Annotated in this window: 9 protein-coding genes; 1 reads left to right on the top strand and 8 read right to left on the bottom strand. The window is 63.3% G+C overall.

The features are described 5' to 3' along the window. Positions 1-75: 75 nt before the first annotated feature. Together J7302_RS24470 and glyA are read right to left on the bottom strand one after the other, a co-directional pair. Positions 76-1,326 (bottom strand): sarcosine oxidase subunit beta, encoded by a 1,251-nt coding sequence (locus tag J7302_RS24470; protein ID WP_215380945.1) that lies wholly within the window; start codon positions 1,324-1,326, stop codon positions 76-78. A gap of 15 nt (positions 1,327-1,341) precedes the next feature. Continuing rightward, positions 1,342-2,595 (bottom strand): serine hydroxymethyltransferase, encoded by a 1,254-nt coding sequence (gene glyA, locus J7302_RS24475; protein ID WP_215380949.1) that lies wholly within the window; start codon positions 2,593-2,595, stop codon positions 1,342-1,344. A 505-nt stretch (positions 2,596-3,100) separates the two neighbouring features. On the opposite strand from glyA, the gene J7302_RS24480 reads away from it, so the two are divergent. Further along, on the top strand, positions 3,101-4,120 hold the full coding sequence (locus J7302_RS24480) for a GlxA family transcriptional regulator (protein WP_215380952.1): 1,020 nt from the start codon (positions 3,101-3,103) through the stop codon (positions 4,118-4,120). 160 nt (positions 4,121-4,280) lie between these two features. Here J7302_RS24480 and J7302_RS24485 read toward each other — a convergent pair whose 3' ends face one another. From J7302_RS24485 to J7302_RS24510, 6 genes are all read right to left on the bottom strand, one after another. After that, entirely contained in the window at positions 4,281-5,675 is a 1,395-nt protein-coding gene (locus tag J7302_RS24485) for a purine-cytosine permease family protein (protein WP_215380955.1), read from the bottom strand. Positions 5,676-5,767: 92 nt separating this feature from the next. Further along, positions 5,768-6,559 carry a creatininase gene (locus J7302_RS24490; RefSeq protein WP_215380957.1) on the bottom strand — a complete coding sequence of 264 codons (792 nt, stop codon included), beginning with the start codon at positions 6,557-6,559 and terminating at the stop codon, positions 5,768-5,770. A gap of 165 nt (positions 6,560-6,724) precedes the next feature. Continuing rightward, entirely contained in the window at positions 6,725-8,068 is a 1,344-nt protein-coding gene (locus tag J7302_RS24495; RefSeq protein WP_215380959.1) for an MFS transporter, read from the bottom strand. Positions 8,069-8,441: 373 nt separating this feature from the next. Continuing rightward, positions 8,442-9,653, bottom strand: coding sequence for a M24 family metallopeptidase (locus J7302_RS24500; RefSeq protein ID WP_215380962.1), 1,212 nt, complete (start codon positions 9,651-9,653; stop codon positions 8,442-8,444). Between the two features lie 454 nt (positions 9,654-10,107). Continuing rightward, positions 10,108-11,118, bottom strand: a complete 1,011-nt coding sequence (locus tag J7302_RS24505; RefSeq protein ID WP_215380964.1) for a GlxA family transcriptional regulator — start codon at positions 11,116-11,118, stop codon at positions 10,108-10,110. A 13-nt stretch (positions 11,119-11,131) separates the two neighbouring features. Beyond that, positions 11,132-11,271 (bottom strand): L-serine ammonia-lyase, iron-sulfur-dependent, subunit alpha (locus J7302_RS24510; RefSeq protein WP_215380971.1); only part of this gene is annotated, 140 nt, incomplete at its 5' end.

The following is an 11,271-nucleotide window of genomic DNA, read 5'->3' on the forward strand; positions in this document are numbered from 1 at the left end:
GGTGAGGGATGTCGGCCTTCGCACGGCCTCAACCACCCTCACCCCAGCCCTCTCCCAGAGGGAGAGGAAGCTCAATCAGTGCGCTACCGCAGCCGCGCCGTGTTCGTCGATCAGCGCGCCGGTGTGGAAGCGATCGATGGAGAACGGCTTGGCCAGCGGGTGCATTTCTCCGCGTGCCAGGCTGGCCGCGAACACATGGCCCGAACCCGGGGTGGCCTTGAAGCCGCCGGTGCCCCAGCCGCAGTTGAAGAACAGGTTCTTCACCGGCGTCTTGGAGATGATCGGGCAAGCGTCCGGCGTCGTGTCGACGATGCCACCCCACTGACGGTTCATGCGAACCCGCGAGAGGATCGGGAACATCTCCACGATGGCCTGCAGGGTGTGTTCGATGGTCCCGTAGGAGCCGCGCTGGCCGTAGCCGTTGTAGCCGTCGATACCGGCCCCGATGACCAGGTCGCCCTTGTCCGACTGGCTGATGTAGCCATGCACGGCGTTGGACATGATCACGCTGTGGATGATCGGCTTGATCGGCTCGGATACCAGAGCCTGCAACGGGTGAGACTCCAGCGGCAGGCGGAAGCCGGCCTGCTTGGCCATGTGGCCGGAGTTACCCGCGGTGACGACGCCGACGCGCTTGGCGCCGATGAAGCCGCGATTGGTTTCGACGCCTATCACAGCGCCGTCCTGCTTGCGGAAGCCGATCACCTCAGTGTTCTGCAGCAGGTCCACGCCCAAGGCGTCAGCGGCACGGGCATAACCCCAGGCCACGGCATCGTGACGGGCCACGCCGCCACGGCGCTGCACGGTGGAGCCCATGATCGGGTAACGGGTGTTCTTGCTGCAGTCCAGGTACGGAATCTCTTCAGCCACCTGGCGGGCGTCGAGCAGCTCGCCATCGACACCGTTCAGGCGGTTGGCGTTGACCCGGCGAGCCGAGTCACGCATGTCTTGCAGGGTGTGGCACAGGTTGTACACGCCGCGCTGGGAGAACATGACGTTGTAGTTCAGGTCCTGGGACAGGCCTTCCCACAGCTTCATGGCGTGCTCGTACAGCTGCGCCGCTTCGTCCCACAGGTAGTTGGAGCGGACGATGGTGGTGTTGCGCGCGGTGTTACCGCCGCCCAGCCAGCCCTTCTCCACTACCGCGACGTTCTTCACGCCGAATTCCTTGGCCAGGTAATAGGCGGTTGCCAAACCATGGCCGCCGCCGCCGACGATGATCACGTCGTAAACCGGCTTCGGCGTTGGGTTGCGCCACATGCGCTGCCAGTTTTCGTGATGGCTCAGGGAGTGCTTGAACAGACCGAAGCCGGAATAACGTTGCATGTTCGGACTCCTGGATTAGCGGTAGACGGGGAAGTCGGCGCAGAGACCGGCGACCTGTTTGGCCACCTGCGCCTCGACATCGGCATCGCCGAGGTGGTCGAGGATGTCGCAGATCCAGCCAGCCAGCTCGATGCTCTGCTCTTCCTTGAAGCCACGAGTGGTGATGGCCGGGGTGCCGATACGCACGCCGGAAGTGACGAACGGCGACTGCGGGTCATTCGGTACAGCGTTCTTGTTCACGGTGATGCCGGCGCGGCCGAGGGCAGCGTCCGCCTCTTTGCCGGTCTTACCCTGCTTGATCAGGCTGACCAGGAACAGATGGTTGTCAGTACCGCCGGAAACCACGTCATAGCCGCGATCCATGAACACCTTTGCCATGGCCTGGGCATTCTTGATGACCTGGGCCTGGTATTCCTTGAAGCCGGGCTCCAGCGCTTCCTTGAAGCACACGGCCTTGGCAGCGATCACGTGCATCAGCGGGCCGCCCTGGGCGCCGGGGAAGACCGCGGCGTTGAGCTTCTTCTCGATCTCTTCGTTCTTGCGCGCCAGGATCAGGCCGCCACGCGGGCCGCGCAGTGTCTTGTGGGTGGTGGTGGTGACCACGTCGGCGTAGGGCAGCGGGTTCGGGTACAGGCCAGCGGCGACCAGGCCGGCGACGTGAGCCATGTCGACGAACAGCAGCGCACCGACCTTGTCGGCGATGGCGCGGAAACGTGGGAAGTCGAGGGTCTTGGAGTAAGCGGAGAAGCCGGCGACGATCATCTTCGGCTTGTGCTCGACGGCCAGGCGCTCGACCTCGTCGTAATCGATCAGGCCAGTGGCAGTATCCAGCCCGTACTGCACGGCGTTATACAGCTTGCCGGATGAGGAAACCTTGGCGCCGTGGGTCAGGTGACCGCCGTGGGCCAGGCTCATGCCCAGGATGGTGTCACCGGCCTGCAGCAGAGCCAGATAGACCGCGCTGTTGGCCTGGGAGCCGGAGTGCGGCTGGACGTTGGCGTAGTCGGCGCCGAACAGCTCCTTGGCGCGATCGATGGCCAGTTGCTCGACCTTGTCGACGAACTCGCAACCACCGTAGTAACGCTTGCCCGGATAGCCTTCGGCGTACTTGTTGGTCAGGCCGCTGCCCTGGGCCTCCATGACGCGCTTGCTGGTGTAGTTTTCCGAGGCGATCAGCTCGATGTGGTCTTCCTGGCGATGCTCTTCTTCCTGCATCGCACTGAACAGTTCGTCGTCATAACCCTGGATCTGGTCTTGCTTGCTGAACATCGAAGATCTCCCTGCGACAACCTGATGTCGCCTGTATTGTTTGGGGCTACCTACCGCCCGGGTCGAACAGGGCGAGCCGTCCTCCCGCCGGGATTTCCGGTGGGCCTCCGCAACCCGCTGTAATCAGCGGTTTTGCCGGGGGATGGCGCCGCCGGTGAATCCCGGTCGGTTCTAGCCTGTTGCGACCGATTGTGCGAAATACCCATGACCACCGTTTGCCTGTTTGCGACTTCAAAATGCCCAAACTGACCTAGGTGGAAGCGGAAATCCTCCTTATTGCCTACAGAGCATCCCCCAGCGATGAGCGGATACCGCCCAGAACTGCTGAAGAATGGGGACTGGCGGCTGCGGACGCCGCTGATCGCGGGGTGGAATGGGTGTAAGCTTGACCCCGGCGCCAGGCCTTGCCGCGCCGTAAAACAATAAAGAGACATTGCTGCACTTCGACGTCTGCCTCACCCGCCAATACCCAAAAACGACAGTCGATGCAGTGGAGGAAAGTTAGATGGCAGTTGCGAACCTTGCGGTGCCGCCCGTCGACGAAGTTTCGGGAGAGCCCCAGTCAGCCAGAGTGAAGACCTTCGGCTTCCTGCTGATCCCCAACTTCACCACCATCGGCTTCGCTTCGGCGATCGAGACCCTGCGCATGGCCAACCTGGCCGCCAAGCGCACGCTCTTCCGCACCATTCTGATCGCCGCCGACCATGAGCCCGTGCAGGCCAGCAACGGCATGCGTGTCGTGCCCGACCACTCCATTCACGACGCGCCCCAGCTGGACGCCCTGTTCGTGGTCGGTTCCAACCCCATCCCGGCGAAAAACGACCGCAACCTGCTCAACTGGCTGCGCAAGCTGGCCCAACATGACGTGCCTCTGGGCGGTATCTGCACCGGTAGCCACCTGCTGGCCAGCGCCGACCTGCTCAAGGGCTATCGCTGCACCATTCATTGGGAGGACATCGAGCAGCTCAAGGACAAGTTCCCCGGCATCATCATCTCCAACCAGCTGTTCGAACTGGACCGCGACCGTTACACCTGCTCGGGCGGCACGGCGTCGATGGACATGACCCTGCAGCTGATTGCACGAGAACCCAATGGTGTGGAGATCGCCACCCGTGCGGCTGAACTGCTGCTCTGCGACCGCATGCGCGGCGCCCGTGAACAGCAACGTGTGCCCCTGCGGCAAAAGCTCGGCCACGCCCAGCCGAAACTCAGCCAGATCGTCGCGATCATGGAAGCCAACCTGGAGGAACCGCTGGAGCTGGAAGAGCTGGCGCAGCTCAACGAGGTGTCCGTGCGCCAGCTGGAGCGGCTGTTCCACAAATACCTGGAGCGCACCCCCAGCCAGTACTACCTGGAGCTGCGCCTGAACCGCGCCCGCGACCTGCTGCTGCGCAGCGAGTCCCAGGTACGCGACATCGCCCTGGCCTGCGGCTTCGCCTCGCCAGCGCACTTTTCCAAGTGCTACAGCCGCTTCTTCGGCCACTCCCCCCGCGGTGAGCGCAAGCAGAGCCCGCTGCACGGCTAGGTTCGGCCGCTGGGAAAAACTGCCAGGAAACGTTGTGGGGGCAACTTCACGGCCCTTCGTAAATGAATTCGCCCCCACAAAAGAACAGCGCCCACCCCCCGAAAACAGAAACGCCGCCCTCCTCACGGGGGGCAGCGTTTTCGTCCAGGGGCTCAGGCCGTCAGGCGTCCTGACCGATTCCGCCGCTCAGCGCCACGACCGGCTTCTTTGCCAGCAGCCAGTAGGACAGGCCGGACACCAGGATCGCAGGGAAGCTCGCAGTGATCTGGGCGGCAACATCCTTGAAGACGTGGGCCAGGACGAAGTACACCGCAAAGCCCAGTACCAGCGACGCAATCCCCGCCGGGTTCCACCCCGTGCGGCCGTAGTAGGCCCCGCCGGCCTCAGCGAACAAGTCGGCATCCGAAAGACGTTTGCCACGGATACAGAAGTAGTCCACCAGGATGATCGTCCACAGCGGTATGAACAGGCCGCCGATCACGCCCAGGAATGTTTCGAAGTAGTGCAGGAACGAATCGAACGCCATCGGTACGAAGCACAGCGCCAGTTGCAGGACGACAATGATCGCCAGTGCCTTCTTTGGCGTCAGGCTCTTGAACGCGCCAAGCAGACCCATGCCGGAGCCGTAGAGCACGGTGACGTTGGTACTCACAGTGGCGAAAATCAGCACCAGGAAGGACACCAACCCCAGGCCTAGCGTGGCGAGCGTCGAACTTGGATCGGAGTTGTTCGGGTCGATGCTGCCGGTCTGCAAGGCCACACCAATCGTGCCGATCGCGCCAATGACCATGAACCAGCCCTGGCCGATGTTCAGGCCGAGCCAGCTACCCACGGTAGCGGCTGGCGCCGTCTTGGAGAAGCGTGAGAAGTCCGCCACCTGCGCCCAGGTCCAGGAGAAGCCAAACGCCAGGTCGATGAAGAAAGCCACCGTGTGCGTGGGTGTCGCGACCTTGAAGTCCATGATCTGGCTCAGGTCCCACTGCGACAGGACGATGTAGGTCACCCAGCCGCCGAGCACCAGCAGCAGAACGCCTGCAATGCGCTCCAGGTAACGGATTGCCTCATGGCCGAGGAAGGTGATCACGCCCTGGGCGATAGCGGTCAGCAGGATGCCGAACACCATCGGCCCGGCAGAACCTGGCTGCCCGAACACTGGCCAGCCCCACGCGGCGCCGAAGACATGGGTCAGGGAGATAGCGGCGATGAAACTGTTGACGCTGGGCCAGCCGATCAGCACCAGAAACTGCGCGACGCCTGTCAGTCGTGAGCCCTTGGTACCGAGCGAGGGGCGCGATACCACGGCCGTGCTGGCGCCGTAGCGATAACCGATGTAAGCGACAGCGGCCCAAGGGATCATCATCAACGGCAACCACAGCACGCTGTACTGCAGCACGAAGACCATGCCCAGTGCCGCCGCCATGCCACCGAAGAACCACGATCCGGTGTTGATGCCCGAACCGAACCAGGTCCAGACCGTATCGACGAAACCATAGCTGCGTTGATCGGGCTTGACCTGGCTGAGGCCGTACTCTTTGTGTGCGTCTGAATTCGACATAGCTGAAACTTCCTCTCGGCCCGCTTGGGGCCCGCTTGTACTTGTTGTTGAAGCCGCTTGTTCGGTTTATTCGGGGCGACGCCGGGCGAGCCTCAGGCGCCGTTGGTGAGTGGGAATTCCTGGCAGATGGCATCGGCGATGCCGCTGACGCACACTTCCAGGATCAACTCGCCCTTCGCCCGGCTGGCCGTCTTCGCCGACGACAGGGTGCCGGCCGCCGGGGTGCGCGACGGATCGACCGGGAATACGTCGTAGGGCGGGAAGGTCGCGGGCGGGTGATCCACCACTTGGTCGAGGTCGACCAAGTGGGGATGCAGGGCGAGCATCAGCGAGGTTTCGAACACCCCACCATGCTCGATGTCCCAGCCCAGGAAGCCTTCCGGGTAGAGCTGCTCGATCACCGCCGGGTCCCTGACGAAATCCCAGTAGGACAACACCACCACCTTGAAGTCGTGGATGCCGGCATAGCGCAGCTCGCGCAGGGCCAGATCGATGCCTTCGACGATGAACATCGAGTTCTCGTAATGGCCGTTCATCATCACCAGCCGGCGAGCGCCATGGCGGGCGAGTTCGCGAATGATGTCCTGCACCGTTCCGGTCAGGGTCGCGCCGTCCAGGCTGGTGGTGCCGGGGAAGTGGTTTCCACCACCAGACTTCTGCTGCGACTTGTAGCCGTACTGCAGTCCCGGCAGCACCAGCCCACCGATACGCTCGGCGACTCGCTGGCAGACCGCGGTGGGCAGCAGCACGTCGACGTTCATGCACATGTGGTGGCCGTGCTGCTCCAACGCACCGATCGGCAGCATCATCACGCATTCGCCCCCGGCGACCCTGGCGGCATATTCGGTCCAGGTCAGCTCGCCTACGAAAACACTCTTGCTCATCGAATTCTCTCCAAGGTTGCCAGGCCTGGCCGGAGGGCTGCTAATGCAGATGCGTCTCCGGACCGCCGGCTGGGCGGTATTCCGGTATTTGCCATTGCAGCAGAAGCTCGTGCCTGACTTTTGTACGTATCCGACCCGAAGTTGGCAGGATCCACGCTCCGGCCGTCAGTCGTCCGCCAAAGCCTTATGCGCGGTCTCTTTGATCATCAGCATCGCCAGCAGTGCAACGCCGGCAGCGATCACCAGCAGCCAGGCCGGGGCCATCTTGTCGCCGGTCTGGCTGATCAGCCACGTCGCAACGAAGGGGGCGGTGCCGCCGAACAGGGCGTTGGCGGTGTTGAAGCTGAAGGCGAAGCCGGTGTAGCGCACACGGGTCGGGAAGACTTCGGCGAGGAAGCACGGCAAGGTGCCGTCGTTCATCGCCAGCATCAGGCCGAAGGCGATCTGGATCAGCAGGATGAAGGCGAAGGACTTGCCCTCCAGCAGGCCAAACAGCGGCAGGGTGAGACCGAGGAACAGCAGCGAGGCCAGGATCAGCATGGTCTTGCGGCCGAAGCGATCGGACAGCTTGCCCATCAGGAAGATGAAGCCGATGTAGGTCGCCAGCGAGACGGTGGAAGCCAGGAAGGAATCCGTCTCGTTCATACCCATCTCGGCGGAGAGGTAGGTGGGCATGTAGCTGAGGATCAGGTAGAAGGCCACTGCGTTGAGGCAGGTGACGCCGATGGCCACCAGCACGCGCTTGCGATGCACACCGAGGAGCTCGCGGATCGGCACCTTGTGCTCACCCCCCTTCTGCTCCAGCGCCTGCTCCATCTCACGGAACTTCGGCGTGTCTTCCAGATGCAGGCGGATGTAGCGACCGATCAGGCCCAGGGGCGCAGCCAGCAAAAAGGGCAGGCGCCAGCCCCAGCTGTGCAGCTGCTCGCTGTCCAGTTGCGAGTAGAGCCCGGCGGCGAACAGAGAGCCGAACAGCAATCCTGCCGCCGTACTGGCCGGCACCAGGCAGGTGTAGAAACCACGCTTGTTGTCCGGGGCGTATTCGGCCAGGAAAGCCGCTGCGCCGGCATACTCGCCGGAAGCGGAGAAGCCCTGGACCAGGCGGATCAGCAACAGCAAGAGCGGCGCCCACATACCGACCTGGGCATAGGTGGGCAACAGCGCGATGCAGAAGGTCGCACCCGACATGATCAGGATGGAGAGGGACAGGGCATTACGCCGACCGTAGCGGTCGCCGATATGGCCCCAGACGATACCGCCGATCGGGCGAACGATGAAGGAGATGGCGAACACCGCGAAGGCGGCGAGCAGACCGGTGGTCTTGTCCGTGGCCGGAAAGAACACCACGGCGATGACGGCGGCGAGATAGCCGTAGGCCGCGTAGTCGAACCATTCGACGAAGTTGCCCATGAAGCTGGCGGTGGCGGCCCGCCGCAGAGTGCTGCGCTCGGTTGAGGTCGAGCGGCTGGACGCCCCTCCATAGGCAAGGGTTTCGTTGGTAGCGCTCACTGGCCACCTCCGGTGAGCAGTGCCAGCTGCTCGCTTGCCTGGTTGACTGAAGTATTGCTCAAAGCCTGGCGGCCGTTGCCGCCGGGAACGAATGAAACTGCATCGACCACTCCCACCGGGGGAGTGTTGAAGATTAACCTGACCATCGCCCACACCTCTTTTGTTTTTAGTGAAAGTTCGGCAGCTGGTAGTTAAAGAGCGGCGCGTGCAGGAGGCCGGAGCCTCGGGAATGCCGCGCGTCGATTCTTGTTGTGGCAAGCCTAAGGGCCCGCGATAAGCGCTTGTCATCTCCTTGGGCGCGAAGGTCGTGGCTCCTCCGCGCTTGCAATCCACGGGCCGCGCAGTGTCGGCTCTGCACAGCCCGTGGTGGTCATCATTTGCGGATGATGTTTTTCTCCGGTCCGTAGGGGAATTTGGTGATGTTCTCGGCGCCATTCTCGGTGACGATCAGGATGTCGTGCTCGCGGTAGCCACCGGCGCCTGGCAGGCCTTCCGGCAGCATGATCATCGGTTCCATGGACACCACCATGCCCGGCTCCAGAACCGTATCGATGTCCTCACGCAGCTCCAGCCCGGCTTCGCGGCCGTAGTAGTGGCTGAGGGTGCCGAAGGAGTGGCCATAACCGAAGGTGCGGTACTGCAGCAGGTCGTGACGCAGGAATATCTCGTTCAGCTCACGGGCGATGTCGCTGCAACGCATGCCGGGCTTGATCAGCTTCAGGCCGGCCTCGTGCACTTCGACGTTGACCTCCCACAGGCGCAGGTGGTCGTCCGAGCAATGGTCGAGGAACAGCGTGCGCTCCAGCGCGGTGTAATAGCCCGCGATCATCGGGAAGCAGTTCAGGCTGAGGATGTCGCCCTTGTTCACCTTGCGCGAGGTGACCGGGTTGTGGGCGCCGTCGGTGTTGATGCCGGACTGGAACCAGGTCCAGGTGTCCATCAGCTCGCTATCCGGGAAGGTACGGGCGATCTCGCGGATCATGGCCTGGGTGGCATGCAGGGCCACCTCGTATTCCGGAACCTGATCACGCAGGGCTTCGACCACCGCGGCGCCGCCGATGTCGGCGATGCGTGCACCGTGGCGAATCATCACGTGCTCTTCGGCGGACTTGATCATGCGCATACGCATGCAGGACGCGGCGATATCCACCAGTTCGGCTTCCGGATAGCGGGCAGCCAGCTTGTCGCGGTTCTGCAGGTTCAGGTGGTCATACTCGATACCGATGCGGCGGGCTTTGGGCAGCGCCTGCTGGATGGCGACGAAGTAGTTATCGCGCTGCCAGTCGGTGTAGACGATGTTGTCGGTGCCAACCGTGCGGCGCCAGGGCTGGCCACCATCGATGTTGGCGCTGATGCTGACCACTGCGTCCTGGGTCACCACCAGGGCGTAGGGACGACCGAAGGAGCAGAACAGGAAATCGCTGTAGTAGTTGATGTTGTGGTACGAGGTGAAGATCGCCGCGTCGATGTTCTCCGCCGCCATATGGGCGCGCAGCTTGGATTGGCGGTTGGCGTATTCCTGAGCGGAGAAGGTGGAGTTGACCTTGTCGCCGTTCTGGATCCGGATCGTCTTGGGCATTTGCATGGCGGGAACCCTTGTTGTTTTCCAGTGACTCGACACGCCGGATTGGCGGGCCGTTGGAAAGCATTGCAACAGAAGGAAGCGGGCGGTTTTTGTACGATTCCGACCCGAAGTTGGTCAGATCCGCAGGGGCCGCCCAGGGCAAAATCCCCCGCAAACGCTCAAGGCTTTCGTTGGCGCTGCGCTCAGCGGAACGCCGCCCCGCCTACGAGGTAGTGAGGGCGTTGGACGCAATCGGATTTTCACGGCTGGAGCAGGCCGCTTTTCTGTGGGGCGAATTCATTTGCCAAAGGCAGCGCAGCTGCCCCCGGCCAAGCCCAAAGGCAGGCCTGCGGTCTGCTTGGCGAATGAATTCGCCCCACAAAGATTTGCCCCACAACGACAGCGCTCGACCAAAAAAACGGGCCCGGACCGTGCTGCCAGGCACGGGCGGGCCCGAAGGTGGTGTCGCTCGGTGTCAATGCATGGCGATGCGGCACAGCTGGGGCTTGCCCAGCCGCTCGTTACTGGGCGGGATGCCGAAGTGCTCGCGGTAGCACTTGGAGAAGTTCTGCGCCGAGAGGAAGCCGCAGCCCATGGCCACCTGCACCACCGGCATGGCGGTCTGGCGCAGCAGTTGGCGGGCGCGCAGCAGACGCAGCTTGAGGTAATAGCGCGACGGCGAGCAGTGCAGGTACTTCTGGAACAGGCGCTCGAGCTGGCGACGCGACAACTCGATGAAACTCGCCAGATCGTCCAGATCGATGGGCTCTTCCAGGTTCGCCTCCATGAGCGCGATGACTTCTTGCAGCTTGGGCTGGGCGCTGGACAAGGCCTCGCGCAGAGTCAGGCGCGGGGGGACGGGTTCGCTACGTACCTGCTCGAAGGCCAACGTCTCGCTGATCGCGCCCAGCAGCGCTGGTCCCTGGCTACGGCCGATCAGTTGCAGCATCAGTTCCAGCGCCGCGCTGCCGCCCGCCGCCGTGTAGCGATCACGGTCAAGCGAATAGGGTTGCGGGCTCAGGGCGATGCCGGGGAAGCGCTCGCGCAAGTCCACCCGGCAAGCCCAGCCCGGGCTGCACTCGTAGCCATGGAGCAGGCCCGCTTCGGCCAATACCCAACTGGCCGAGCCCAGCGCCCCCAGGTGCACATCGCGTTCGGCCAAGTCTCGCAACTGTGTCAGCAACTGCGGGTCAGCCACACAGGCCGGACCGTCGCCACCACAGAGGATCAGTGCATCCAGCTCGCCTGCGCCAGCCAGGATGCCTTCCGGGGACACCTGCATGCCGTTGCCGGCCCGACATGGGCTGCCATCGAGGGTCAGGGTCCGCCAGCGATAGAGGCTGGTCGCAGACAGCTGGTTAGCCAGGCGCAGGGGTTCCAGCGCACCTGCGAGGGCGATCAGGCTGAAACCGTCGAGCAGCAGGAAGCCAATGGATTCCAGCCTGGCCTGGGTCCCTTGCCGGGGCAGTTGCAGAGCAGCAGTCATGGCATTTCCCCCCTCAGCACTCGACCGCGCTGACTGCCAGGCCGCCGCGCGAGGTTTCCTTGTACTTGTCGTGCATGTCGGCGCCGGTGTCGCGCATGGTGCGGATCACCCGGTCCAGCGAGATGAAGTGCTCGCCATCGCCGCGCAGCGCCA

Origin of the sequence: Metapseudomonas boanensis (assembly GCF_018704125.1) — a bacterium.
Classification (GTDB): Bacteria; Pseudomonadota; Gammaproteobacteria; order Pseudomonadales; family Pseudomonadaceae; genus Metapseudomonas; species Metapseudomonas boanensis.